Genomic DNA, 25,567 nt, shown 5'->3' on the forward strand with positions numbered 1-25,567 from the left:
GGACGGGGACTCGCCGGCCGGCAGCTCCCCGTCCGCACCCGCTGACGCGTTCTACTTCAGCGTGCCCTGCGACACCGAGCCCTGCAGCTGGCGCTGGAAGATCAGGTACACGACGAGCACTGGCGCGACGGTGATGACGACGCCCGCGAACAGCGCGCCGAAGTTCACCTCGTAGCCCGCCGTCGAGTTGAACTGCGCCATGGCCTGCGAGAGCACGGGCGTGTTCGACGGGTTGATCGCGACCGGGATGAGGAACTGGTTCCAGAGCCCCAGGAAGTTGAAGATCGCCACGGACGCCAGCCCCGGCCGCGCCATCGGCAGCATCACCTGGAAGAAGGTGCGCCACTCGCTCGCGCCGTCCATGGCCGCGGCCTCCGCGATCTCCTCCGGCAGCGACTTGAAGAACGCGTAGAGGAAGAAGACCGTGAACGGCAGCGCGAACGCGACGTAGGTGAGGATGAGGCCGGGTGTCGTGTTGAGCAGCCCGAACCCGCGGAGGGTGAAGAACAGCGGCACGACGGCGAGGAAGATCGGGAACGTCAGCCCGGCGAGCATCAGGTAGTAGATGATCCGGTTCCCGGGGAAGTCGAAGCGCGCCAGGATGTAGGCGCACATCGCCCCGAGCAGCATGACGAGCACGAGCGCCGAGCCGACGACGAGCACCGTCTGCAGCAGCGCCGCGCCGATGCCGGCCGAGTTCCACGCCGCCACGTAGTTGTCGAAGTTCAGGCTCGACGGCAGCGAGAACGGCGACGCGAAGATCTCGCGCGTCGTCTTGAACGACGTCATGAACGTCCACAGCAGCGGCAGCACGACGATCGCCGACCAGATGATCAGCAGCACGTGCCAGACGGTGCCGGTGATCCGGTCGCCGACCGGCAGCCGCGCGGGCTTGCGGGTCGCGGCGCGGGCCGGGGCGGCCGTCTCGATGCCGGTCGTGGCGGCGCTCATCCGCGCACCTCGTCCCGGCCTCGCGCGATCCGCGCGACGGTGAACACGACGAGCGCGAACAGCAGCGTCACCAGCGCCAGCGTCACGCCGATCGCGCTCGCGTAGGCGGCCTGGCTGTTCTGGAACAGGTTCTGCAGGATCTTCTGCGGCACCACCTGGGTGGTGATCGGCCCGCCCGGGGTCAGGCCCTGGGCGTACACGTAGCCGTCGAGGGCGGTGATGCCGAGGTAGATGTACGCCGTCTGGATGCTGTCGCGGATGTGCGGGATCGTGATCGAGAACGTGATCCGCCAGCGGCTCGCGCCGTCGAGGCGCGCGGCCTCGTAGATCTCGCTCGGCACGCCCTTGATCGAGGCCACGAAGAGCACCATGTAGAAGCCGACGAAGCCCCAGATCATCGCGAAGATCAGCCAGAACCGCGCGGTCGCCGGCTCGCCGAGCCAGGCGAACGACTCGAACGGGAGCCCGACCGCGGTGAGGACGGCGTTGAGGATGCCGTGGGACGGGTCGAGCACGCCGGCGAAGACGATGCCGATGACGATGGCGGGGATCACGTAGGGGAAGAACGAGACCACCCGGTAGAAGCTCGAGGCTCGGATGCCGCGCACCGGCCCGATGCTCGGGCCGCCGACGGTGACCGCGCTCGCGAACGCGAGGGCGATCACGATCGTGACGATCGGCACCACCAGGGCGAGGATCACGTTGTTGAGGAACGCGTTGAGCACCGACGCGTCGCCGAACAGCTTCGCGAAGTTCGCGAACCCGATGAAGTTGTAGACCGGCGAGAAGCCGCCGAAGTTCGTCAGGGAGTAGTACGCCGCCTGGATGAACGGCGAGATGACGAAGACGAGGAAGATCGCGAGCGGCAGCCCGAGGAAGACCACGAACAGGCTGATCCGGTCGAAGGTCCACCTCTTGATGCGGCGCGCGGGGGTGCGCCGCCCCCGGCGGGGGCGCTGGACGCCCCCACCGGGTGCGGCGGCGAGGCCGCCGGCGAGACCGCTGCCGGCTGCGCTCACTTGACCGTGATCTTCTTGATCGAGTCGTCGTTGGCGACCTTGTCGGAGATCGCCTGCAGGCCGTCGGTCAGCTCGTTCACGCTGGACTTGCCGTCGAGGAACGTGTTCCACAGCACGAGCTGGTCCTGGTTCGTGCCGTAGTTGTCGACGAACGTGAACGTGAACGTGTCGGAGCCGGCCTTGTTCAGCATGTCGACCTGCGACGCGAGCGCCGTCGAGCCGAACGCGTCCGAGGGCACGGTGTCCTTGACGATGGTCGGCGCGAGGCGGGTCTTGGCGAAGTTGGTGGCCGCCTCCTTGCTGAGCATGGTGCGGAGCACCTCCTTGCCGCCCGCGACGCTCTTCGCCTGCGACGGCACGATGAACGGCTCGCCCGCCGTGGAGCGGAGGGCCGTCTTCGGCAGCTTCGACGATCCGCTCACCGTGAACTCCGGCGTGCCCGTCATCTTGAAGTCCGCCGCCGTCTGGCTCTTCATCTCGTTCTCGATCCACGAGCCCGAGGGGTAGAGCAGCGCGGACTGGTCGTTCGACCACTGCGCCTGCGCAGCGGTGAACTGGGTGCCCGAGCCGCCCGGCTTGAAGTAGCCGGCGTCGATGATCTTCTTCAGCGTGGTGAGCACCTTCTGGATGGCGTCGTTCGACCAGGCGCCCTCCTTGAGGTTGTCGAGGGCGAGGCGCACGTCGTCGCCGCCCTCCTTGATCGCCGAGTCGATGACGAACGTCTGGTAGTACGTCGCCGCCTCCTTGCCCCAGACGAACAGGTACTTGCCGGCGGCCTTCGCCTGGCCGCCGAGCTCGTACGCCTCGTCCCAGGTGGTCGGCGGGGTCCAGTTGTTCTTCTCGAACAGCGAGGCCGAGTACCAGACGGCGTACAGCGTCAGCACGTAGTTGAGCGCCTTGAGCTTGCCGTCGAACTCGCCCGGCGTGAGCACGCCCGGGAACAGCGTGTCGCTGATCTTGGTGCCCTCGAGGTTCTTCGCGTCGAGCACGTCCTGCAGGTCCTCGAGCTGGTCGAGGATCGAGTTGAAGCCGATCGCCTGGGCGCCGGAGTTGTCGATGAGGTCCGGCGGGTTGCCGCCGACGAAGCGCGGCTGCAGCGAGCTCGCGATCGTGGTGGAGGCGGTGACCTTCACCTTGGAGCCGGAGTGCTCCTTGGCCAGGATGTCGCCGGCGAAGTCGACGTAGTCGGTGCCGTAGCCGCCCTTGAAGATCACGGCGTCGACCGTGGTGTTGTCGGCCATGCCGAACGGGTTCTTCGCGGTCTTGGGCGCCGTCGCCCCGCCGCCTCCTCCGCCGGTCGAGCAGGAGGCCAGGGTCACTCCGATCGGAATGGCCACGGCTCCGGCGAATGCCGCGCGCAGGAAGTTGCGGCGGCCCATCGTGGTGCTGTCGAGAGTCATTGCATTCGTCCCATCAGTTTCTTCGGTTCGCAGTGTGGTGGTGGTGCTCTTGGTGGTGCGGTTCGGGTGGTGCCCGGGTCAGGCGGACCGGCCGAGCCGGTCCGCGTACAGCTCCTCGAGCGCGGTGTTGTGCGCATCGCCCTCGGGGATGTTGGCGGAGATGTAGACGGGCGGCGTCTCGCCGCGGGCGGCGATCCGCTCCGCGACGCCGACGGTGAGCAGCTGCGCGATGAACGCGGCCGTCAGCGACGAGACCGCCCCCATCCCGATGCCGTCGCCGATCTCCAGGGTCGTGTCGCCGTAGGGGGCGAGGTTGTCGATCACGACGTCCGCGATCTCGCTGAGCCGCTTGCCGCTCGTGTGCTTCGGCTCGACGGCGTTCGTGTGCTCGAGGCTGGTCACGGCGATGATGCGGTGGCCGCGCTCCTGCGCCGCGAGCGCGAAGCCCACGATCGAGTTGTTGACGCCGGAGTTCGACGCGATGACGATCACGTCGGCCGGCTTCACGGTCGACACGGCGAGCAGCTCCTCGGCCACGGCCGGGTCGCGCTCGAGCGCGGAGCCGGAGAGCTCGGCCGCGTCGCGGCCGCCGTAGAGCACGACGTCGCGGAGGGCGATCCCCGCCGCGGGGATGAGCCCGCCGGCGCGACCGGCCAGCTCCATCACGAACGCCTGCGAGTGGCCGGTGCCGAACGCGCGGATGACGCCGCCGGCGTCCAGCGCGCCGACGAGCAGATCGATCGCGGGATCGAGCGCGCCGGCGGCCGCCTCGTCGGCGAGGCGCTGCAGGCGGGGTGCGACCTGCGCGAGCAGGGCGTGCGGGGTGTCGGTCATGCTGGCGTGCCTCCGAGTGCGCGGTCGAGCGTGCTGCGGCGGTGGCCGGAGACGGCCATCCGCGACGAGACGAGTCGCGAGGCGGTGACCGGGAAGTCCTGGCGCGCCACGAGCAGGTAGAGCAGGTCGAGCACGAGCAGCTGAGACGGCCGCGTCGACAGGTCGCCCGGCTGCAGGTACTGGTTCGGTGGTGCGGTGATGACCGACACCTCCGCGGCCCGCGAGAGCGCGGAGTCGCGCGCGGACGTGATGGCGACCGTGGTGGCGCCGCTCGCGCGGGCCTGGGCGAGCATGTCGACGACCTCGACGGTGCGCCCGCTGACCGAGATGGCGATCGCGACGCAGTTCACGTCCTGCATGACCGCGGAGACGAGGCCGCCGTGCGGCTCGCTCCAGGTGTGGCACGAGATGCCGATGCGGTACAGCCGGTTCTGCAGCTCGGCCGCGAGCGCCGCGCTGCCGCCGACGCCGTAGATGTCGACGTGACGCGCGCTCCAGATCGTCGCGGCCACCTCCTCGAGCGTGTCGAGGTCGAGCAGCGTCGCCGTCTCCTGCACCGCCTGCGCGTGCATGGAGAGCAGGCTGGCGAGCATCTGCGACGCGGTGTCGTCGGGCCCGAACTCGCGGGCGATGTCGGTCTGCCAGGCCGAGTCGGAGTCGACGTCGCCCGAGCCGAGCTCCCCCGCCAGCGCGACGCGGAACTGCAGGTAGCCGGCGTACCCGAGCAGCCGGCAGAAGCGGGTCACGGTCGCGGCGGACGCACCCGCGCGCTCGGCGAGCTCGGTGATCGACAGCTCGATCGGCGCGGTCGGGTCGGCCAGCACGAGCTCGCCGATCTTCCCCATCGCCGCCGGCATCTGTGGCAGATTGGCCCGGATCCGCTCCACGGCGCGCACGGGAGCCCGAGTCGCGGACTCGATGCGTGCGGCCAAGGCGAAAATCCCTTGCATGTCGGGGGAACGGGGATGAAAGGCATTTTCACCCCGGAGTCGACGGGAGTCCAGTGGTTTTTACCGAATGGAAACATGCGGTGCTCGGCGTGGACGCCGGCGGGTCGTCCACGCGTGCCGTCGTGGTGGCCGCGGACGGCTCCGTCCTGGGCTACGGACGGGCCGGCAGCGGCAATCCGACGTCGGCGGGAGCGGAGGCCGCGGCGGCCTCGATCGCCGACGCGGCGCGGGCCGCGCTCGACGCCGCGGGCCTCGGCCCCGGCGAGGCGGGCGGGCTCGTCTCGGCCATGGCCGGGGCGGGACTGCGCGACTCCACGTGGCTGGCGGGCGCGCTCGCGGAGGCAGGCCTGCCGCTCCCCGCGGAGATCGAGGCGGACCTCACGGCGCTCTACCTCTCCGGCTCGCTCGCGCCGCTCGGCTGCGCGCTCATCGTCGGCACGGGCGCGATCGCGGCCCGCGTGCGCGACCGCCGGATCGAAGCCGTCGCCGACGGGCTGGGCTGGCTCGTCGGCGACGCGGGCTCGGGCTTCGCGATCGGCGCCGCCGCCCTCCGTGCCGCCGCGGCGGACCTCGACGGACGCGGACCGCGGACCGCGCTCACCCCGGCCGTGCTCGACGAGCTCGGCATCGCGGCGTCGACGGCGCCGGACCCGTCGATGCGCAGCGGAGCCCTGGCCGCGCTGCTGCACGCGGCGTACGGGGGCCGGCCGGTCGAGCTCTCACGGCTCTCACCGCTGGTGTTCCCGGCGGCCGCCGCCGGCGACCCGGTCGCCGGCGCGATCGTCGAGGAGGCCGTGGCCGCCGTCGCGCAGACCCTGAGCACCGTGCTGCCGGCGGAGCCATGCCCCGTCGTGCTCGGCGGCGGGGTGCTGGCCTCGCAGCCCGTGCTGGCGGACGGCGTGCGCCGCGCGCTGGACGCCGCGGGCGCCGGGACGGACACGGTCGTCGTGCCGGACGGCGTCGTCGGGGCCGCGGTGCTCGCGCTGGCGCGGGCGGGCGTGAGGGTCGATGCGGACGTGCACGCCCGCATCCGCTCGTCCCTCGCCGACCTCCGCGGCTGAGCCCACACGCATCGATTCGTGCCATCGGGGCGCTCTCGCGCGCTCAGACCGCCCCGATGGCACGAATCGATGGGGTGACGGCGGTGGGGCTCCGGGAGCGTCGCTCCCCGGGGCTCGGGTCAGGTGGCCTCGGCGTCGAAGGGGGCCGCGCGCGGCTTGCCCTGCTTGCGCATCCGCTGCTCGTACGCGGACTCGATGTAGGCGCGCGAGGGCTCCGGCTCGGTCGCGGTGGCAGTGGCCGTGGCGGTCGCCGTCGAGGCGGTGGCCGCGGCGGCATCCGCATCCGCGGCATCCGAGGTGGAGCCGCCCTCCGGCGACTCCAGCAGCGCCTCGCGGATGATGCGCCGCGGGTCGTACTGCCGCGGGTCGAGCTTGGCCCAGTCGACCTCGTCGAACTCCGGTCCCATCTCGTCGCGCATCCGCTCGCGGGCGCCGTTCGCCATGTCGCGGATGGAGCGCGCGAGCTGGCCGAGCTTGGCGGCGTAGTGCGGCAGCCGCTCCGGGCCGAGGACGAACAGGGCGATCACGAGCACGATCAGCACCTTGTCGATGGTCAGCCCGTTGAACACCCGGTCAGGATACGTGGGAAACCGGGATTCCGCCCGTAGTCTGACCCGATGACCGATCGTGACCTCAGCTGGAAGTTCGCGGAGGAGTTCGTGCCGGAGCCCGAGACGGCGGCGCGCGCACGTCAGCACTCCGTCGAGCAGGGCGTCGAGGCCGTCTCCCCCGCCGTCGGCGCGCAGCTGTCCGTGCTCGCCGCGGCGACCGGCGCGCTCAACATCGTCGAGATCGGCACCGGCCTCGGCGTGAGCGGGCTGTGGATGCTCGAGGGCGCCCCGGCGGCCATGCTCACCTCGATCGACACCGAGGCCGAGTACCACGAGACGGCCCGCGAGTTCTTCTCCGAGGCGGGGCATCCGCCGGCGCGTGTGCGCCTCATCGGCGGCCGCGCGCTCGACGTGCTCCCCCGCATGAACGACCGCGCCTACGATCTCGTGCTCGTGGACGCGGACGCCGAGAACGTGCTGGCGTACGTGGAGCACGGCCTGCGCCTCGTGCGCCGCGGCGGCGTCGTCGCCGTGCCGCACGCGCTCTGGCGCGGTCGCGTCGCGGATCCGGCCCAGCGCGACGAGCGCGTCGCCGACTTCCGCGCGCTGCTCACCGCGACGACCGAGTCGCGCGGCACGGCCGCGGCGCTGAGCATCGCGGGCGACGGGCTGCTGCAGCTCGTCTCGCTCGGCGACTGAGTCGCCGCACCGGCGACCGAGCTCCGGACAGACGTCGGCGCCGGACCCCGCGGGGATCCGGCGCCGGAGCCTGGTGTCGCAGAGGGTCTACGCGGAGACGACCGCCGCGAGTGCATCGTGCAGCTCCTTGGCCTCGGCATCGTTCACCGAGACCACGAGTCGCCCGCCGCCTTCGAGCGGGACGCGCACGATGATGAGACGACCCTCCTTCACAGCCTCCATCGGCCCGTCACCGGTCCTCGGCTTCATGGCTGCCATGAGTCATCCCCTTTCAATGGACTGGGTCCAGTATCCCGTATGCGCCGACATGAGGAAAATCCGGCGCCGGATCGTCAGCCTGTCGGGAGGCGGGACGGCGGCGGATCGCGGCTACGGCGGCGACCAGTCCGCCCCCACGACCTGCCAGCAGATCGCGCACCAGCCGACCTGCCCGGCGATCCCGGCGGCGATCAGGACAGCGCGCACCGGCACCGAGCGCGGCTGCACGGCGCCGAGCAGCGGGAACATCGGCATGAGCAGCCGGAACGTGCTCGACTGCGGGAAGAACACCGCGAGCAGGTAGACCGCCCACGACGCCGTCCAGAGCCGGAGCTCCGGGCCGAGGCGGCGGGCGGAGGGCAGCATCAGCGAGATGCCGAGCCCGGCGATGAGCAGGAGCACGAACGCCGAGCCGAGCAGCAGCGCCGGCACCGCGGGGATCTGCCACACGAAGCCGAGCCACCACTCGGCCGCCTGGAACCACGGCGCGAACGGCGCGAGCTCGCCCTGGCCGATGTACCCGGCACGCCAGACCAGCTCGGTGTCGGTGTAGGCGGTCGGCGAGCCCGTCGCGGCCCACGCGATCACGGGCCAGGCGAATCCGGCGACGGCGGAGGACAGCCCGGCCGCGACGAGCCCGCCGAGCTGCCGGGTGGAGACCGGCTCGGCGTCGCGCGCCGTCCAGCGCTGCACGAGGTGGAGCAGCAGGAACAGCGCGAGCGCGAGCCCGGTCGGCCGGACGAAGGAGACGACGACGATGACGGGGATCGCCTCGAGGTAGCGCCGCCGCTGCACGAGCAGCAGCACGAGGCCGAGCAGCAGGAGCTGCAGCGACTCCGCGTAGCCGACCTGCAGGATGACGGAGAGCGGCGCGAAGCAGAACAGCGCGACCGACCAGGTGGCGGCGGCGTCGCCGATGCGGGCGACGAGCAGCCGGTGCAGCACGAGGGCGGCGCCGCCGGCGGAGGCGATGCTGACGACGGCCGCCCAGAGCGCGTAGGGCAGGGTCGTCACGACGGCGAGCGCCTTCACGACGACGGCGTACACGGGCAGGAAGGCCCAGGCGTTCTCGGTGACGATGCCGGAGGCGTCGCGGGGCAGCTCGGCCGGGTAGCCGTACTCGGCGATCTGCCGGTACCAGACGCCGTCCCACATCGTGACGAGCTGGAGGTAGTCGGGATGCGCGGGCGTGAACGAGCTGGCCTCCTGCACGGCCGCGAAGGCCAGCAGGATCGCGGTCGTGACGACGCGGGAGACCGCGAAGATCAGCAGGACGCGGAGCCACCACGGGCTCGCGGCGAGCCGGGGAAGGACGCCGCTCATCCCGCCTTGGCGCCGCTGAGCCAGGCCCGCAGGCCGCGCTCGCAGCGCTCGATCTGCTCGAGCGGCACGCGCTCGTCGTCGGCGTGGGCGAGCGACGGGTCGCCGGGTCCGTAGTTCACGGCCGGGATGCCGAGGGCCGAGAACCGCGCGACGTCGGTCCAGCCGTACTTGGGCCGCGCCGCGCCGCCCACGGAGGCCACGAAGGCCTGCGCCAGCGGGTCGTCGAGCCCGGGACGCGCCCCCTCGGCGACGTCGACCACCTCGACATCGAACTCGGGGAAGAGCGCGCGGATGCGGTCGGCCGCCTCCGCGCCGCTGCGGCTCGGTGCGAACCGGTAGTTCACCTGCACGCGGCAGAGATCGGGGATCACGTTGCCCGCGACGCCGCCCTCGATGCCGACGGCGTTGAGCCCCTCGCGGTAGATCAGCCCGTCGACCTCCACCTGCTCCGCCTCGTAGGCGGCCAGCCGCGCGAGCACCGGCGCGGCGGCGTGGATGGCGTTCTCGCCCATCCAGGCGCGGGCGGAGTGCGCCCGCCGGCCGTGCGTGCTGACGTAGGCGCGCAGGGTGCCGTTGCAGCCGCCCTCGACCTCGGCGGAGGAGGGCTCGCCGAGCACCGCGAAGTCGGCGGCGAGGAGCTCGGGCCGGTTGCGCGCGATGCGGCCGAGCCCGTTGCGGTCGGAGTCGACCTCCTCGTTGTCGTACCAGACCCAGGTCACGTCGACGAGCGGATCGACGAGCTCGACCGCGAGCCGCAGCATGATCGCGCAGCCGCCCTTCATGTCGACCGTGCCGCGACCCCACAGCACGTCGCCCTCGAGCCGGCTCGGGAGGTTGCCGTTCACCGGCACGGTGTCGATGTGGCCGGCGATGACGACGCGGCGGTCGCGCCCGAGCGTCGTGCGGGCGACGATCGCGTCGCCGTCGCGCTCGACCGAGAGATGGGGCAGCGGGGCGAGCAGCGCCTCGATGGCGTCCGCGAGCGCCGTCTCCTCCCCCGAGACGCTGCCGATGTCGACGAGCGCGGCGGTCAGCTCGGCGGCGGACACGGACGGGTCGATCGGGGCGGCCGGCACGCGCCGAGTCTATCGAGGCCGCTCCGGAGGGCGGCCGGGACAGCGCCTCGGCCGCTCCGGATCGTCGGACGCCACGGCCGCCCGCCGCTAGCCTGGGACGCATGAGCGAGGCGTGGGGCGACGGGATCGCCACCCTGACCGACGACGGCACGGTGCTCGACACCTGGTTCCCGGCGCCGCGGCTCGGGCGCCGTCCGCGCGAGGCGTCGGTGCTGCCGCCGGCGGAGCTCGAGGCCGCCCTCGGGGCCGATCCGGTGCGCGGCGTGCGCACCGAGTTCGTCAGTGTCGACATCGACACGGATGCGCCCCCGCGCGACGTGCCGGACGCCTATCTCCGCCTGCACCTGCTCAGCACGCTGCAGGTGCGCCCGAACGAGGTCTCGCTCGACGGCCTCATCCCGCTGCTGCCGATCGTCGCCTGGACCACCGCCGGTCCGGTGGAGCTCGCCGCGCTCGACCGCCGCCGCGCCGCTCTCCGCCGCGCCGGCATCCAGGTCACGGGCATCGACAAGTTCCCGCGGCTGCTCGATTACGTCACACCGGAGCGCGTGCGCATCGCGGACGCCGCCCGAGTGCGCCTCGGCGCGCACCTCGCGCCGGGCACGACCGTCATGCACGCGGGCTTCGTGAACTTCAACGCCGGCACGCTCGGCTCGTCGATGGTCGAGGGCCGCATCTCGCAGGGCGTCGTCGTCGGCGACGGCTCGGATGTCGGCGGCGGCGCCTCCATCATGGGCACGCTCTCCGGCGGCGGACGCGAGCGCGTCGTCATCGGCGAGCGGGCGCTGCTCGGCGCCAACAGCGGCGTCGGCATCTCGATCGGCGACGACACGGTCGTCGAGGCCGGCCTCTACGTCACCGCGGGCACGAAGGTGCGGCTGCTCGACCCGTCCGGCGCCCGCACCGTCAAGGCCGTCGAGCTCAGCGGCGTGCCGAACCTGCTGTTCCGCCGCAACTCGCAGACCGGCGCCGTCGAGGCCTCGCCCCGCTCCGGCCAGGGCGTCGTGCTCAACGCCGACCTGCACGCCTGAGCCGCGTGGACCAGCGCGACGATCGGCTCGTTCCGGGCGACCGGGTCGTCGTGCAGTGGCGCAAATGGCCGGGGCAGCCGCACTGGCGGCACGAGAGCGTCTGGCTGGGCTCCGACCGGCACGGCGACTGGATCGGGCAGCCGCGCGGCGCCCGCAGCTCGCGGCCGGCCGTGAGCGCCTCGCGCGGCGCGGTGGAGCTGCTGACCGACACGGCGAACGTGTCCCTGGTGCCGGCCTCCGGCGACTGGAACGCGACGCTCTACCCCGCCGAGCACCCGGAGGGCACGCGCGTCTACATCGACCTCGGTGCGGACCTCCGCTGGGCGGCGCCCGGGCTGCTCACCGGCATCGACATGGACCTCGACGTCGTGCGGGACGACGCCGGCACCTGGATCGACGACGAGGACGAGTTCGCCGAGCATGCGGCGGCGTGGGACTACCCGGCGGACCTCCTGGTGTCGCTCCCCCGGACGGCCGCGGCGCTCGTGGAGCTCGTCGCCGCCCAGGCGCCGCCGTTCGACGAGGCGACCCGCCGGCACTGGATGGCCGTGCTCGAGTCCGTCGCCGGCGAGCCGCGCGGCTAGCCCGTCTTGCGAGCCCGCCTCGCCGGCCCGCCTCGCTCGGCGGCCTCCTAGTACTCCGGCTCCATCGCCCGGCGCAGGCCCTCGAGGTCGATCGTGACGAGCTCGCGCAGGCGGGTGTCGCGCCCCTTCCGGTACGCGGCCGACTCGGTGTTCTCCGGCCGGGCCACGAGCCGCTGGGCGATGGACGCGCCGATCTCCTCCCAGGCGGCGTCGCGGGCCTCCGCGACGATCCGGGTCAGCAGGTCGCCGTCGCCGGCCGCCGCGCGCAGCAGGAGGCGCAGCTCGCGGGCCACCTCCGCGCGCCGCTGCTCGCGGGAGTCCGGCTCGCCGCCGAGGTTGCGCAGCTCGGCGTCCTTCTCGCGCGCGAGGTCGAGCAGGTCCTCCGCGGCCGCGGCCTCGTGCAGCTGCGGCAGCCACTCGTCGCGATCGCGCAGGGTCGAGACGATGATGCGGTTCTTCACCGACATCCGCACGGCCGAGAGCGCGACGAGCATGCCCTCCTCGGCCAGCTCGGCGGGCGGCAGCGGATCCGGGTCGACGGGCGGCTCGTACTGGCCGACGTCGGCGCGCGGCGTGCGGTGCAGGAGCCCCCTCAGGCGTCGCTTCCGGGGCGTGACGTCACCGGTCCGTGGGCCAGGACCGCTCGGACGGTCCGATGTACAGCTGCTGCGGACGGCCGATCTTCGTGGCCGGGTCCTCGATCGACTCGCGCCACTGCGCGATCCAGCCGGGCAGCCGGCCGATCGCGAACAGCACGGTGAACATCCGGGTCGGGAAGCCCATGGCCTTGTAGATCACGCCGGTGTAGAAGTCGACGTTCGGGTAGAGCTTGCGCGAGATGAAGTAGTCGTCGGCGAGCGCCGCCTCCTCCAGCTCCTTCGCGATGTCGAGCAGCGGGTCCTGCACGCCGAGGTCGGCGAGCACCTCGTCGGCGCTCTCCTTCACGAGGCGGGCGCGCGGGTCGAAGTTCTTGTAGACGCGGTGCCCGAAGCCCATGAGCTTGACGCCCTGCTCCTTGTTCTTCACCCGCTCGATGAAGCGCTGCACGCTCTCGCCGGAGTCGCGGATCTCGCCGAGCATCTTCAGCACGGCCTCGTTCGCACCGCCGTGGAGCGGGCCGGAGAGCGCCTGGATGCCGGCGGAGATCGAGGCGAACAGGTTCGCCTCCGTCGAGCCGACGAGCCGCACGGTCGACGTGGACGCGTTCTGCTCGTGGTCCTCGTGGAGGATGAGCAGCCGGTCGAGCGCCCGTGTGAGCACCGGGTTGATCTCGTACGGCTCGGCGAGCGTGCCGAAGTTCAGCTTGAGGAAGTTCTCGACGAAGCTCAGCGAGTTGTCCGGGTAGAGGAACGCCTGGCCGAGCGCCTTCTTGTGCGCGTAGGCGGCGATCACCGGCAGCTTCGCGAGCAGGCGGACCGTGTTGATCTCGACCATCTCGGGATCGTGCGGGTCGAGCGAGTCCTCGTAGTACGTCGACAGGGCCGCGACCGCGCTCGAGAGGACCGACATCGGGTGGGCGGTGTGCGGCAGCGCCGAGAAGAACCGCTTGAGGTCCTCGTGCAGCAGCGTGTGCCGGCGCACCTTCTCGTCGAACTCGCCGAGCTGGTCGGCCGTCGGCAGCTCGCCGTAGATGAGCAGCCAGGCGACCTCGAGGTACGTGGAGTTGCGGGCCAGGTCCTCGATCGCGTACCCGCGGTAGCGCAGGATGCCCTGGTCGCCGTCGATGTAGGTGATCTCGCTCTTCGTCGACGCGGTGTTCACGAACCCGTAGTCGAGCGCCGTCAGCCCCGTCTGCCGGGAGAGCGTCGACACGTCGATGCTGCTGCGTCCGTCGACGGACTTCAGGATCGGGAACTCTGCGGTGCCGCCCGGGTACTGGAGCGAGACCTTCTGGGCGTCGTCGGCGTCGGTCACGTCTGACAGCCTAGGCGAGGCTCGAGAGGCGCGTCGCCGCGGCCGCGATGCGCTCGTCCGTCGCCGTCAGGGCGACGCGCACGTGCCGCGCGCCGGCGTCGCCGTAGAACGCGCCGGGCGCGACGAGGATGCCGATGGCGGCCAGCGCGTCCACCGTCCTCCAGCAGTCCTCGTCGCGGGTCGCCCAGAGGTACAGGCCCGCGGTCGAGGAGTCGATGCGGAATCCCGCCGCCGTCAACGCGCCCGCGAGCACCTCGCGGCGGGCGCGGTAGCGCTCGCGCTGCTCGGCGACGGAGGCCTCGTCGGCGAGCGCCGCGACCATCGCGTGCTGTACCGGCGCGGGCGGCATGAGGCCGGCGTGCTTGCGCGCCTGCAGGATCTCGCCGACCAGGTCGCTGCAGCCGGCCGCGAAGGCGGCGCGGTAGCCGGCGAGGTTCGACTGCTTGCTCAGCGAGTAGACGGCGAGCGTGAGACGCCGCGAGCCGCGGGTCACCTCGGGGTGCAGGATGCTCGGCGTGGGCTCGTCGCCCGCCCAGTTCAGCTCGGCGTAGCACTCGTCGCTCGCGATGACGGCGCCGATCTCGCGGGCCCGCTCGACGGCGCGGCGCAGCTCGGGGACGCCGAGCACGCGGCCGTCGGGATTGCCCGGCGAGTTGAGCCACACGAGTCGGGTGCCCTCCGGCCAGTCGTCCGGGTCGTCCGCCGCGACGGCGCTCGCCCCGGCGATGGCCGCGCCGACGGCGTACGTCGGGTAGGCCGCCGAGGGCTGCACGACGACATCGTCCGCCCCCAGCCCGAGCAGCGTCGGCAGGGTCGCGATGAGCTCCTTCGATCCGATGGTCGGCAGCACGTTCGCGACGGTGAGGTCCGGCACCCCGCGGCGGCGTGCGAACCAGTCGACGATCGCCGCCCGCAGCTCCGGCGAACCGGCGGTCTGCGGGTAGGCGTGCGCGTCCGTGGCCTCGGTCAGCGCACGGCGCACGGAGTCGGGCGTCGGGTCGACGGGCGAGCCGACGGAGAGGTCGACGATGCCGTCCGGATGCGTGCGCGCCCGGTCGGCAGCCGGGACGAGCGCGTCCCAGGGGAAGTCGGGGAGGTCGAGCGCCATCCGCGCGGGCTCAGGCCTGGGGCGGCAGCGCGGCGATCAGCGCGTGGTCGCCGGCGATGACGCCGACCTTCGCGGCGCCGCCCGGCGAGCCCACCTCGGTGAAGAACTCGACGTTCGCGGTGTAGTAGTCGCGCCACTCGTCGGGCAGGTCGTCCTCGTAGAAGATCGCCTCGACGGGGCAGACGGGCTCGCAGGCACCGCAGTCGACGCACTCGTCGGGCTGGATGTAGAGCATCCGATCGCCCTCGTAGATGCAGTCGACGGGGCACTCATCGATGCAGGCGCGGTCCTTCACATCGACGCAGGGAAGGGCGATGACGTAGGTCACCCCCCGATCCTAATCGCCGCGCGGGCCCGCTCCTGACAGGCCGCCCGACGGCGACCGGAACGGAGGCAGCAGCACGAGCACGACGGCGAGCGCGGGCGCGAGCGCCCAGGTCCAGCCGAGCGCGTCGCCGAGCACGAGCGCGGAGCCGCCCGCGCCGGGCAGCGCGAGCACGCCGATCGCGGCGATGGCGCCGGCCGCCGCGGCGAGCCCGACCGCACGGCTGCCGAACGCAAGGCGGAACCCGGCCACCACGGCGGCGATGATGACGAGGCCCGCGAGCAGCCCGAGGGGAACGGGCACCGGGCCGAGCTGCAGCACGAGCTGCCGGTGCACGAAGGTCGTGACGGTGCCGGCGAACGCGCCCACGATCAGGGCGAGCAGCCCCGCGATCACGCCGACGACGAGGTCGAGCGGATCGCGGCGGGAGGGCACGATCCCGAGGGTAGCCGCCGCCGGGATTGACGACCTCCGGGGTTAGGCTAGGCTTACCTCCGTTCCGCTCCGGACGGGTGCTGCCCGGAGCCTCCCGATCCCGAAGGCGCCCACGTTGCTCCCCAACTACCTGATCGGCCTGCGCGAGGGCCTCGAGGCAGGACTCATCGTCAGCATCCTCGTCGCCTACCTCGGCCGGCTCGGCCGCCGCGACCTGCTGCCGAAGCTCTGGATCGGCATCGCCGGCGCCATCGCGCTCTCGCTCGGCGTCGGCGCCATCCTGACCTGGGGTCCCTACGGCCTGTCGTTCCAGGCGCAGGAGGTCATCGGCGGCTCGCTCTCCATCGTCGCCGTCGGCCTGGTCACCTGGATGATCACGTGGATGGCGCGGCACGCCCGCGGCCTCAAGACCGAGCTGCAGCAGAAGGTCGACACCGCGCTCGGCGGCTCGGCCATCGCCCTCGTCGTGCTCGGCATCGTCAGCGTCGGCCGCGAGGGCATCGAGACGGCCCTGTTCGTGTGGGCGAGCGCGAGCACCGGCGGGCTCCTCGTCGGGTTCGTCGGCTCGGTGCTCGGCATCCTCACCGCCGTCGTGATCGCGATCCTCATCTCGGTCGGCGTCATCCGCATCGACCTCGGCCGGTTCTTCACCTGGACCGGTGCGCTGCTCGTCATCGTCGCCGCGGGCGTGCTCGCCTACGGCGTCGGCGACCTGCAGGAGGCCGGCGTGCTGCCCGGGGTCGGCGTGCACGCCTACAGCATCGCGGCCGTCCTGCCGCCGACCAGCTGGTGGGGCATCCTGCTCGCCGGGCTCTTCAACGTCACGGCCGAGCCGACCTGGCTGCAGGTCGTGGTCTGGATCGCCTACACGGCGGTCGTCGGCACCCTGTTCCTGCTCCGCCAGCGCCGCGCCGCCGCCCCGCGGCCCGCCGTCGCCCCGGTCGCCGCAGCCTCCGCCGCCGCGCCGGCGCCCGCCGAGGCCCGCTCCCTCTGACCCCCGCCGCGGCCGTCCGGCCGCGCACCCCCGACAGGAGACCCATGTCCATCCGCCCCCTGCCGCTCGTCGCGGCCGCCGGACTCGTGGTGCTGGCGCTCGCCGGCTGCGTGCCGAACGGCACCGGAACGGGTGCCGGTGCCGCCGGCGCCCGCACCGCGCTCGACGTCGACATCGCCGACGACAGCTGCGCCGTCTCGGAGTCGACCGCCGGCTCCGGCGTCGTGACCTTCACGATCACGAACAACGGCACCGATGTGAACGAGTTCGAGATCCTCGCCGCTGACAAGCTCCGCATCGTCGGCGAGAAGGAGAACATCACGCCGGGCCAGACGGTGAAGTACGTCGCCCAGCTGCAGCCGGGCGACTACTACACGGCGTGCAAGTTCCAGCAGGTGGGCGACCCGGTGGGCGTGACCAAGTTCACGGTGACGGGAGCCGAGGTCGCGGTCACCGCGAGCGAGAAGAAGCAGGTCGCCGCGGCCGTCACGAGCTACATCGGCTACGTGAAGTCGCAGACCGAGGAGCTCGTGCCGAAGGTGGCCGCGCTGACGGCCGCCTACGAGGCCGGTGACGACGCGACCGCGAAGTCGCTGTTCGCCGCCACCCGCATCCCGTACGAGCGCATCGAGCCGACCGCCGAGGCGTTCGGCGACCTCGACCCGAAGATCGACTACCGCGAGGTCGACGCGGCCGCCGAGGGTCTGGACTGGACCGGCTTCCACCGCATCGAGAAGGACCTCTGGCCGCCGGCACCCGGCGACCTCAACTCGGACGGCACGGACGCCCTCGCCGGCTGGACGCCGTCGACGCCCGCGCAGCGCGCCGCCTTCGCCGACGGCCTCGTCGCCGACGTGCAGCAGCTCTACGACGTCGTGCACGCGAAGGGCTTCTCGGTGAGCATCGCCGACATCTCGAACGGCTCCATCGGCCTGCTCGACGAGGTCTCGAAGGGCAAGATCAGCGGCGAGGAGGACTGGTGGTCGCACACCGACCTCGCCGACTTCGCCGCGAACGTCGACGGCGCCGAGGTCGCGTTCGGCACCGTGAAGGACATCGCCGCCGCGAAGAGCGCTGCCGGCGCCGAGCTGGTGCGCCGGATCGAGGACCGCTTCGCCGCGTTGAAGACCGCGCTCGCGCAGTACGGCTCGCTCGACGCCGGCTACCAGACCTACGATCAGGTCGACGACGCGCAGCGGAAGGAGCTCTCGGACGCCGTGAACGCCCTCGCCGAGCCCCTCTCCAAGCTGACGCACACGGTGCTGGACGTCCCCGAGGCGTGACCGAGCACGACCGGCAGGCGAGCCCTCCGGACCCGATCCCGGGTCCGGAGGGCTCCGCCGCGTCCGCGCAGCAGCCGGATGCACCGACCCCCGCACCCGCCGTCGAGCCGGGCACGGCACCGCAGCGGATGTCGCGGCGCGGCCTGCTCGGACTGCTCGGCGCCGGCGCCGCAGGGCTCGCGGCCGGCGGCGGCGGGGCCGCGGCCATCGCCGCGGGGATCGCGTCGTCGGGCACCCCGTCGTCGGTGGTGCATCCGTTCCACGGCGCGCACCAGGCCGGCATCGTCACGCCCGCGCAGGACCGGCTGCACTTCGCGGTCTTCGACATGGCCGCCGGCACGAGCCGCGACGACCTCGTCTCGCTGCTGCAGGACTGGACGCTGGCCGCCGTGGCGATGACCGAGGGCATCCCGATCGGCGACGGCGGCGCCGTCGACGGGCCGCTGACCGCCCCGCCGGACGACACCGGCGAGGCGCTCGGCCTGCCGGCGAGCGCGCTGACGCTCACGTTCGGCTTCGGCCCGACGCTCTTCAGCACGGCCGACGGCGAGGACCGCTACGGCATCGCCGACCGCCGCCCCGACGCGCTGTCGCCCCTCCCCCGGTTCTCCGGCGACGCGCTGCTGCCCGGGCTCACCGGCGGCGATCTCTGCATCCAGGCCTGCGCCGACGATCCGCAGGTCGCCGTGCACGCGATCCGCAACCTGTCGCGCATCGCGTTCGGCCGCGCGGCGCTGCGCTGGTCGCAGCTCGGCTTCGGACGCACCTCGTCGACCTCGACGACCCAGGCGACCCCCCGCAACCTGTTCGGCTTCAAGGACGGCACGGCGAACATCAAGGCCGAGGAGACCGAGGCGCTCGAGCGGCACGTCTGGGTGCCGGAGTCAGACGGCCCCGCCTGGATGACCGGCGGCAGCTACCTCGTGGCGCGCAAGATCCGCATGATCATCGAGAGCTGGGACCGCACCCGGCTCGAGGAGCAGCAGCGCGTCATCGGCCGCGACAAGGGCGAGGGCGCCCCGCTCTCCGGCGGCTCGGAGTTCACGCAGCCCGACTTCGCGAAGCGCGAGGCCGGCGCGGAGGCGATCGCGACCGACGCGCACGTGCGGCTCGCGCACCCGGACCAGCTCGACGGCGTGCGGCTGCTGCGCCGCGGCTACAACTACGTGGACGGCAACGACGAGCTCGGGCGCCTCGACGCCGGGCTGTTCTTCCTGTCGTACCAGCGCGACCCGGCGCACTTCGTGACGGTGCAGCGGGCGCTGGCCCGCGACGCGCTGAACGAGTACATCAAGCACGTCGGCTCGGCCGTGTTCGCGATCCCGGCGGGCGTCGGCGAGGGCCGGCACATCGGGCAGGCCCTGTTCGCCTGATCCCGGTGCGGTGGCCGGGTCAGCCGCCGGCGGGCGCCGTCGGCGTGGGGCTCGCGGTCGGGTCGGTGCGGGTGACCGTGTAGGTCGCCGTCCAGCCGTCCGAGGCGTCCTTCGAGACGAGCACCATGACCGTGTACGGCGCCTTCGCGAAGGTGCCCGTCGCGCCCGTGTCGTCGCGGCCCGCGGTGCTCTGCGCGTAGCCGGCGCCGGTGAGCTGCGTCACGATCGGCTCGAAGGCGTCGAGTCCGGCCACGGCGACGGCGACGTTCCAGCCCTGGCCGTCATCCGTCTTGAGTCCGGCGCCGTAGACGACGTCGCCCTGCGCGAGCGGCACCGCATCCGCCGGGAAGCCCTTGGGCAGCCCCTTGCCGCCGATGTCGACGGAACCGCCCGAGGCGCCCTCCACTACGTTCCGGGCGAGGCTGCAGCCGCCGAGCGAGCCGATGCCGCCCACCGCGACGCCGACGGCGATCGCGACGACGACGACGCGGGGTGCGGGGCGCAGGCGCATGTCTCGGTGACTCCCGGGGGGCTCGGTGACGGACCCGGTCAGCCTAGCCCGCGGCGTGCCGACGGCACGTGAGGGCTGGCCCGGAACGCGGGGATCCTTCGGATCAGGATGCGCCGACGGACGCGTCCTGGCGCTTCTGCCGCGACAGCGAGCGGGCGCGGTCGCTGGAGTTCAGCACCACCTTGCGGATTCGCACGACCTCCGGCGTCACCTCGACGCACTCGTCCTCGCGGGCGAACTCCAGGCACTCCTCGAGCGTCAGGTCCCGCGACGGGGTCATCTTCTCGAAGTTGTCGGAGGTGGAGGAGCGGATGTTCGTCAGCTGCTTCTCCTTCGTGATGTTCACGTCCATGTCGTCGGCGCGCGAGTTCTCGCCGATGACCATGCCCTCGTAGACCTCCTGCGTCGGCTTCACGAAGAACGACATGCGCTCCTGCAGCGCGACGAGCGCGTTCGGGGTGACCGAGCCGGCGCGGTCGGCGACGATCGAGCCGTTGACGCGGGTCACGATCGAGCCGGCCCACGGCTCGTAGCCGTGCGAGATCGCGTTCGCGATGCCGGTGCCGCGGGTGATGGTGAGGAACTCGGTGCGGAAGCCGATGAGGCCGCGCGACGGCACCACGAACTCCATGCGCACCCAGCCGGTGCCATGGTTCGACATGTTCTCCATGCGGCCGCGGCGCGCCGCGAGCAGCTGGGTGATCGCGCCGAGATGCTCCTCCGGCGTGTCGATGGTGAGGTGCTCGAAGGGCTCGTGCACCTTGCCGTCGATCGTGCGGGTGACGACCTGCGGCTTGCCGACGGTGAGCTCGAAGCCCTCTCGGCGCATGTTCTCGACGAGGATCGCGAGCGCGAGCTCGCCGCGGCCCTGCACCTCCCAGGCGTCCGGGCGGCCGATGTCGACGACGCGGAGCGAGACGTTGCCGACGAGCTCGCGGTCGAGGCGGTCCTTGACCATGCGGGCCGTGAGCTTGTGGCCCTTGACCTTGCCGACGATCGGCGAGGTGTTCGTGCCGATCGTCATCGAGATCGCCGGCTCGTCGACCTCGATCGCGGGCAGCGGCCGGATGTCGTCGGGGTCGGCGATCGTCTCGCCGATCATGATGTCCTCGACGCCCGCGATGGCGACGATGTCGCCGGCGTGCGCCTCCTCGGCGGGGTAGCGCTCGAGGGCGCGGGTCTTCATCAGCTCGGTGATGCGCACGCGCGACGAGGTGCCGTCGTGGTGCACCCGGGCGATGGTCTGGCCCTTCTTCAGCGTGCCGGAGAAGACGCGGAGCAGCGCGATGCGGCCGAGGAACGGCGACGCGTCGAGGTTCGTCACCCAGGCCTGGAGCGGCGCCTCGTCGTCGTACGACGGGGCCGGCACGTGCTTGAGGATCGCGTCGAACAGCGGCTCGAGGTCGTCGTTGTCGGGCAGCTCGCCGTTCGCGGGCTTGTTCCAGCTCGCGGCGCCGTTGCGGCCGGAGGCGTAGACCACCGGCACGTCGAGCAGCGCGTCGACGTCGAGGTCGGGCACGTCGTCCGACATGTCGGAGGCGAGGCCGAGCAGCAGGTCGTGGCTCTCCTCGACGACCTCGTCGATGCGCGCATCCGGGCGGTCCGTCTTGTTGACGGCGAGGATGACGGGCAGCTTCGACTCGAGCGCCTTGCGGAGAACGAAGCGGGTCTGCGGCAGCGGGCCCTCGCTCGCGTCGACGAGCAGCACCACGCCGTCGACCATGCTGAGGCCGCGCTCGACCTCGCCGCCGAAGTCGGCGTGGCCGGGGGTGTCGATCACGTTGATCGTCACGGCCGTGCCGTCGGCGTGCTTGCCGGAGTACGAGATCGCCGTGTTCTTGGCGAGGATCGTGATCCCCTTCTCGCGCTCGAGGTCGTTCGAGTCCATCGCGCGCTCCTCGACGTGCTCGTGCGAGCCGAAGGAGCCGGTCTGCCGCAGCATGGCGTCGACGAGCGTGGTCTTGCCGTGGTCGACGTGGGCGACGATGGCGACGTTGCGCACGTCGGAGCGAAGGGCATGAGCCATGGGAGGACTCCCGGGAGAGAGACGGCGGCTCGCGATCGGACGGTCTCCGTCGACGCCGCGAGCGACCCGGAGAGCACCGGGCCGCTCTAGTCTACCCGCTGACGCGCCACTCCCAGGCGTTCCAGAAGACTCCGTCGGATTGCGGTGACAGGCTGACCCCCCGCACGCGCTCCCCGATGCCCGCCACGGCGAGGTACTGGTAGAGCGGCACGCCGTACGCGTCGGCCCACAGGTGCTCGTCGATCTGCCCCAGGATCCTCGCCTGCGCGTCCGCGCCGTCGGTGGTGGCGAGCTTCGCCACGAGCGCGTCGACGTCGTCGTTGCGATATCCCGAGAAGTTCGAGAGCTCTGCGTCGGAGCGGTACACGTCCGCGATCGCGGTCGGGCCGAGGTGCGTCGTGTCCCACGAGAACAGGGCGGCGTCGTAGGCGCCCTCCTGGCCGAGCACGCTCGTCCAGTCGGGCGTCGAGCAGTCGGTCACCTGGAAGCCGACGCGCTCCGCCTGGGCCTTGATCTGCTGGAACTCGGCGACGCGGCGCGGGTTCGCGGGGTCGAAGAGGATGCAGACCGCGGGCGCGCTGACGCCGGCCTGGTCGAGCAGGTCGACGGCGCCCTGCAGATCCTGCTGGGCGTAGTCCTCCGAGCCGTTGATCCGCACGCTGTCGCGGTACCCGGTGCTGCCGGGCAGCATCGTGAAGGAGTTGAGCACCTGGGCGTCCGGGTCGACCTCCGTGTCGACGAGGTCGGAGCGCGGCACGGTGAGCAGGAACGCCTTGCGCACGCGCTCGTCGTCGAACGCGCCCGACTTCGAGCCGGTGAAGCGCAGGTCGAGGTGCTCGAACACGCCCTGGGCGCCCTGCGTCACGCGCGCGCCCTTCACGGCGAGCAGCTTCGTCAACACCTCGGCGCTCGGCTGCGGGGTGGCGATGTCGACCGTGCCGTCCTCGAGCTGCTGCACCGCCTGCAGCGGGTCGGCCACGACCTTGAGCACGATCCGCCGCACGTGCGGGCGGCGGTCGCCGGAGTAGTCCGGGTTGGCGGTCAGCGTGACCGAGGCGCCGGTCTCGATGGACGAGATCCGGTAGGGCCCGGAAGCGGCCAGGATCGCCTCGTCCTTGGGCATCGCGTCGAGGTTGCCCGCCTCGTTCCAGGCGCGCGACAGCGTCGCGAGCTTCGCGGTGTCCTTCTCGACGATCGCGGAGCCGACGGCCGCCGCGGCCTCGTCGGCCGAGGCGCCCAGCGCCGACCTCCCGAGCACGTGCGCGGGCAGCCCGGGCTCGATGGCCACAGCCCAGTCGGAGAACGGCGCCGAGTAGGTGACCTCGATCGCGCGGCCGCCGGCGATGAGCTGCGGCACGCCGACGGTGCTGCGCAGCCCGGGGCCGGGGGCGCCGTCGAAGTAGACGGCGTCGGCCGGCGCGTCCGCGGAGATCGCGCCGGTGGCGGGATCGATCCACTTCGCGGCGTCGAAGCCCTTGGTGTTGAGCGAGCCCGAGTTGCCGGCCCAGGCGAGCAGCAGGTCGTCGGCGTCGACGCGCTCGCCGTCCGACCAGGTGGCCGCGTCGGCGATCGTGTACCGCACCCGGAACGGGTCGCGGGAGACGATCTCCGCCTTGCCGAACGACTCGTCGCGCACGAGGTGGTCGTCGGCGTCGTAGTAGCCGAAGCCGCTGCCGGTGAGGTGCGCCACGATCGAGTTCGTCCGCGTGTCGCCGAAGGCGGTGTCCGCGTTGAGCGAGGTGAGCGGCTCCGAGACCGCCACGGTCACGGTGCCGTCGGGGGCGGGCGGGGTGGTGCATCCGGCGAGCCCCGCGACGATCACGCCGACGACGGCGAGCAGGGCGGTGGCGCGCGCTCTCATTCCGGCGAGTCTACCGGCGCTCGCCGCGCGGCTGGCCGGGAGGACGCCGCACGACGCGGGCGTGACGGGCCGGGACGCCGAACGGCGGCACCCCCGAGGGGATGCCGCCGTCCGGTGTGCGAGGAGGGTCAGCTCTTGAAGCCGACCGTCTCCCACTTGACGCTCTCGAACTGCGACGGTCCGTAGTTCACGAGGCCCTTCACGGCGCCGTAGGTGAACGGCTCCGGGAACAGCGGCACGGTGGTGACGAGCTTCACGAGCTTCTTGTCGATCGCCTGCGCGTCCTTGATGCGGGCGTCGGTGTCGAGCTCGGCGTTCGCCTTCTTCCAGTCGGCCCCGAGGCTCTTGTTCGTCACACCCGGGAAGTTCTGCCCGGAGTCGGCCGGGTAGAAGATCGACTCGGTGCTCGAGATCGGGAACGGGGTGCCCTGCCAGGCGAAGTACGTCGCGTCGAAGTCGCGAGTCTCCGTGGTGATGTACTTCGCGAAGAAGTCGGCGCTCGGCACGACGTCGATGTTCACCTTGAAGCCGGCCTTCTTCGACTGCTGCTGCACGAGCTGCGCGATGTTGGCCGAGTTCTGGTTCTCCGACGGGATGACGAACCGGACCGTGAGGTCCTTGCCGCCCTTCTTCGCGTAGGTGCCGCCGGTGTCGTAGCCGGCATCCTTGAGCAGCGACTTCGCGCCGTCGACGTCGGTGCCGATGACCGACTCCGCGTCGTTCTGGTACCCCTTCTGACCGGGCAGGTAGATGAGGTTGTTCAGGAGCGTGACGGGGCTCTCGACGCCGCCGAGGATCGCGTTGGCGAGCACGGTGCGGTCGAGCGACTTGGCGAACGCCTGGCGCACCTTCACGTCCTTGAACACCGAGGCGGTGCCGTTGAGCGTGACGTGGCGGTAGGTGGTGCCGAGCGAGCGCTGGACGTCGGCGTCGGAGCGGCCCTGGACCGTCTTGTACGCGTCAGCCGAGCCGTGGAGGTCGAACGCGTCGATCTCCTTGTTCGCGAAGGCCTGCGCCTGCGTGTTGCGCGACACGGCCTTGAACACGATGCTGTCGAGCTTCGGCTTCTCACCCCACCACGCCGGGTTCGGCGCGAAGGTGACGACCTGCGCGTTGGCGTCGTACGACTTCACGATGTACGGACCGCCGGACACGATGGTCGTGCCGTCGGCCGCGACCGGGAGGTTCTTCCACAGGTTGTTGAAGTGGTCCGGGGTGTCGACCGCCCACTTCGGGTAGAGCGCCGTGAGGATCGACGGCCAGTCGGCGTTCTTGTCGGCGAAGGTGATCTTCACGTCCTGCTGGCTGTCGCCGGCCTCGACGGACTTGATGTCCTTCCACACGTTCGTCGACACCGGAGCGAAGTCCTCGTTGGTGCCGTTGAGCGCGCCCCAGTTGGCGGCGACGTCGTCGGCGCTGATCGCCGTGCCGTCGGACCACTTGGCCGCCGGGTTGATCTTCACCTCGACCACCTGCGGGTCCTCGCTGGTCAGCTCGACCGACTCGGCGTAGTCCTTGTTGACCTCCCAGGTGCCGTCCTCCTTGTACTGCACGAAGCTCGGCAGGTAGAGGCCGGTGAGGAGGGCGTCGTCGACCGTGCCGGAGTCGAGGTTCGAGACCTGCCAGTTGAGCGGCGTGGCGTCGACCGGCAGGTTGAGGGTGCCGCCCTGCTTGACCGCGTCGTAGTCGGCTCGCTCCCAACCGGTGCCGGGAAGCTTGGGAGCCTCCTCGGAGGGGGAGCTGCTCTGGCTCGTGGAGCCGCCGCCCGAGCAGCCGGCGAGGCCGATCGCGACCGCGGCGACTGCCGCGATCACCAGCCCCGTCTTGCGCGTGAAGACCATCGATGATCCTTTCGGTGAAGAGGAATCCGCCGGCGTCCCCCTGGTCGGGGGACGCGGACGTCCCGTACATCCTGCACCGATCGGAGCCGCGTAAGCGCTTTCGATGACGGTTTGTTATCTGACGGCATCGACCGTGTAACGTGCCCGAAACGAGTTCGA

Annotated in this window: 25 protein-coding genes; 7 read left to right on the plus strand and 18 right to left on the minus strand. The window is 71.9% G+C overall.

All coding sequences use genetic code 11. From position 1 onward, the window contains the following. Positions 1-51 precede the first annotated feature (51 nt). The 5 genes from AC1RSJ_RS10320 to AC1RSJ_RS10340 form a co-directional block, all read right to left on the minus strand. Positions 52-951: a carbohydrate ABC transporter permease gene (locus AC1RSJ_RS10320; protein WP_493118291.1), complete on the minus strand. Its 900-nt coding sequence runs from the start codon at positions 949-951 to the stop codon at positions 52-54. Then, positions 948-1,970: a carbohydrate ABC transporter permease gene (locus AC1RSJ_RS10325; RefSeq protein WP_493118292.1), complete on the minus strand. Its 1,023-nt coding sequence runs from the start codon at positions 1,968-1,970 to the stop codon at positions 948-950. The genes AC1RSJ_RS10320 and AC1RSJ_RS10325 overlap by 4 nt, the downstream gene beginning before the upstream one ends. Next, positions 1,967-3,370, minus strand: a complete 1,404-nt coding sequence (ngcE, locus tag AC1RSJ_RS10330) for an N-acetylglucosamine/diacetylchitobiose ABC transporter substrate-binding protein (RefSeq protein WP_493118293.1) — start codon at positions 3,368-3,370, stop codon at positions 1,967-1,969. The genes AC1RSJ_RS10325 and ngcE overlap by 4 nt, the downstream gene beginning before the upstream one ends. Positions 3,371-3,448: 78 nt before the next feature. Next, complete coding sequence (locus AC1RSJ_RS10335) at positions 3,449-4,204, minus strand: sugar isomerase domain-containing protein (RefSeq protein ID WP_493118294.1); 756 nt, start codon at positions 4,202-4,204, stop codon at positions 3,449-3,451. Then, positions 4,201-5,049 (minus strand): MurR/RpiR family transcriptional regulator, encoded by an 849-nt coding sequence (locus AC1RSJ_RS10340; RefSeq protein WP_493118295.1) that lies wholly within the window; start codon positions 5,047-5,049, stop codon positions 4,201-4,203. Before AC1RSJ_RS10340 ends, AC1RSJ_RS10335 begins: the two co-directional genes overlap by 4 nt. Positions 5,050-5,207: 158 nt before the next feature. Between AC1RSJ_RS10340 and AC1RSJ_RS10345 the strand changes: the two genes are divergently transcribed. Then, complete coding sequence (locus AC1RSJ_RS10345; RefSeq protein ID WP_493118296.1) at positions 5,208-6,215, plus strand: N-acetylglucosamine kinase; 1,008 nt, start codon at positions 5,208-5,210, stop codon at positions 6,213-6,215. A 119-nt stretch (positions 6,216-6,334) separates the two neighbouring features. On the opposite strand, the gene AC1RSJ_RS10350 is transcribed toward AC1RSJ_RS10345, so the two are convergent. Next, complete coding sequence (locus tag AC1RSJ_RS10350) at positions 6,335-6,784, minus strand: twin-arginine translocase TatA/TatE family subunit (RefSeq protein ID WP_493118298.1); 450 nt, start codon at positions 6,782-6,784, stop codon at positions 6,335-6,337. A 48-nt stretch (positions 6,785-6,832) separates the two neighbouring features. On the opposite strand from AC1RSJ_RS10350, the gene AC1RSJ_RS10355 reads away from it, so the two are divergent. After that, on the plus strand, positions 6,833-7,465 hold the full coding sequence (locus tag AC1RSJ_RS10355) for an O-methyltransferase (RefSeq protein WP_493118299.1): 633 nt from the start codon (positions 6,833-6,835) through the stop codon (positions 7,463-7,465). Between the two features lie 87 nt (positions 7,466-7,552). Here AC1RSJ_RS10355 and AC1RSJ_RS10360 read toward each other — a convergent pair whose 3' ends face one another. The 3 genes from AC1RSJ_RS10360 to dapE form a co-directional block, all read right to left on the minus strand. Beyond that, positions 7,553-7,723 carry a DUF3117 domain-containing protein gene (locus AC1RSJ_RS10360; RefSeq protein WP_082474055.1) on the minus strand — a complete coding sequence of 57 codons (171 nt, stop codon included), beginning with the start codon at positions 7,721-7,723 and terminating at the stop codon, positions 7,553-7,555. 111 nt (positions 7,724-7,834) lie between these two features. Beyond that, entirely contained in the window at positions 7,835-9,046 is a 1,212-nt protein-coding gene (locus AC1RSJ_RS10365) for a hypothetical protein (protein WP_493118300.1), read from the minus strand. Then, entirely contained in the window at positions 9,043-10,122 is a 1,080-nt protein-coding gene (gene dapE, locus AC1RSJ_RS10370; RefSeq protein ID WP_493118301.1) for a succinyl-diaminopimelate desuccinylase, read from the minus strand. The genes AC1RSJ_RS10365 and dapE overlap by 4 nt, the downstream gene beginning before the upstream one ends. Before the next feature lie 101 nt (positions 10,123-10,223). Between dapE and dapD the strand changes: the two genes are divergently transcribed. Both dapD and AC1RSJ_RS10380 read left to right on the plus strand, forming a co-directional pair. Continuing rightward, positions 10,224-11,153 carry a 2,3,4,5-tetrahydropyridine-2,6-dicarboxylate N-succinyltransferase gene (gene dapD / locus AC1RSJ_RS10375; RefSeq protein WP_493118302.1) on the plus strand — a complete coding sequence of 310 codons (930 nt, stop codon included), beginning with the start codon at positions 10,224-10,226 and terminating at the stop codon, positions 11,151-11,153. A gap of 5 nt (positions 11,154-11,158) precedes the next feature. Then, a complete protein-coding gene (locus AC1RSJ_RS10380) occupies positions 11,159-11,737 on the plus strand; it encodes a DUF402 domain-containing protein (protein WP_493118304.1) in 579 nt (192 codons plus the stop codon). Between the two features lie 47 nt (positions 11,738-11,784). Here AC1RSJ_RS10380 and AC1RSJ_RS10385 read toward each other — a convergent pair whose 3' ends face one another. From AC1RSJ_RS10385 to AC1RSJ_RS10405, 5 genes are all read right to left on the minus strand, one after another. After that, positions 11,785-12,231, minus strand: a complete 447-nt coding sequence (locus tag AC1RSJ_RS10385) for a hypothetical protein (RefSeq protein WP_493118305.1) — start codon at positions 12,229-12,231, stop codon at positions 11,785-11,787. Positions 12,232-12,355: 124 nt separating this feature from the next. After that, complete coding sequence (locus AC1RSJ_RS10390) at positions 12,356-13,651, minus strand: citrate synthase (RefSeq protein WP_493118306.1); 1,296 nt, start codon at positions 13,649-13,651, stop codon at positions 12,356-12,358. A gap of 10 nt (positions 13,652-13,661) precedes the next feature. Further along, positions 13,662-14,759 carry a succinyldiaminopimelate transaminase gene (gene dapC / locus AC1RSJ_RS10395; protein WP_493118307.1) on the minus strand — a complete coding sequence of 366 codons (1,098 nt, stop codon included), beginning with the start codon at positions 14,757-14,759 and terminating at the stop codon, positions 13,662-13,664. A 10-nt stretch (positions 14,760-14,769) separates the two neighbouring features. Beyond that, positions 14,770-15,087 carry a ferredoxin gene (gene fdxA, locus AC1RSJ_RS10400; protein WP_493118308.1) on the minus strand — a complete coding sequence of 106 codons (318 nt, stop codon included), beginning with the start codon at positions 15,085-15,087 and terminating at the stop codon, positions 14,770-14,772. A 9-nt stretch (positions 15,088-15,096) separates the two neighbouring features. Next, positions 15,097-15,519: a hypothetical protein gene (locus AC1RSJ_RS10405; protein ID WP_493118309.1), complete on the minus strand. Its 423-nt coding sequence runs from the start codon at positions 15,517-15,519 to the stop codon at positions 15,097-15,099. Positions 15,520-15,634: 115 nt separating this feature from the next. Between AC1RSJ_RS10405 and efeU the strand changes: the two genes are divergently transcribed. The 3 genes from efeU to efeB all read left to right on the plus strand — a co-directional run bounded on the left by efeU (position 15,635) and on the right by efeB (position 19,169). Continuing rightward, a complete protein-coding gene (gene efeU / locus AC1RSJ_RS10410; RefSeq protein ID WP_493118310.1) occupies positions 15,635-16,513 on the plus strand; it encodes an iron uptake transporter permease EfeU in 879 nt (292 codons plus the stop codon). Positions 16,514-16,557: 44 nt separating this feature from the next. Then, a complete protein-coding gene (gene efeO / locus AC1RSJ_RS10415; protein ID WP_493118311.1) occupies positions 16,558-17,796 on the plus strand; it encodes an iron uptake system protein EfeO in 1,239 nt (412 codons plus the stop codon). Positions 17,797-17,924: 128 nt separating this feature from the next. Continuing rightward, positions 17,925-19,169 (plus strand): iron uptake transporter deferrochelatase/peroxidase subunit, encoded by a 1,245-nt coding sequence (efeB, locus tag AC1RSJ_RS10420; RefSeq protein ID WP_493118461.1) that lies wholly within the window; start codon positions 17,925-17,927, stop codon positions 19,167-19,169. Between the two features lie 19 nt (positions 19,170-19,188). Here efeB and AC1RSJ_RS10425 read toward each other — a convergent pair whose 3' ends face one another. The 4 genes from AC1RSJ_RS10425 to AC1RSJ_RS10440 form a co-directional block, all read right to left on the minus strand. Next, positions 19,189-19,680 (minus strand): hypothetical protein, encoded by a 492-nt coding sequence (locus AC1RSJ_RS10425; RefSeq protein ID WP_493118312.1) that lies wholly within the window; start codon positions 19,678-19,680, stop codon positions 19,189-19,191. Positions 19,681-19,783: 103 nt separating this feature from the next. Then, entirely contained in the window at positions 19,784-21,706 is a 1,923-nt protein-coding gene (gene typA, locus AC1RSJ_RS10430) for a translational GTPase TypA (protein WP_493118313.1), read from the minus strand. A 91-nt stretch (positions 21,707-21,797) separates the two neighbouring features. Beyond that, complete coding sequence (locus tag AC1RSJ_RS10435) at positions 21,798-23,567, minus strand: ABC transporter family substrate-binding protein (protein WP_493118314.1); 1,770 nt, start codon at positions 23,565-23,567, stop codon at positions 21,798-21,800. Between the two features lie 128 nt (positions 23,568-23,695). Continuing rightward, entirely contained in the window at positions 23,696-25,408 is a 1,713-nt protein-coding gene (locus AC1RSJ_RS10440; RefSeq protein WP_493118315.1) for an ABC transporter family substrate-binding protein, read from the minus strand. Positions 25,409-25,567: the final 159 nt, after the last annotated feature.

The organism is Schumannella sp. GW821-FHT10F01, assembly GCF_058809295.1.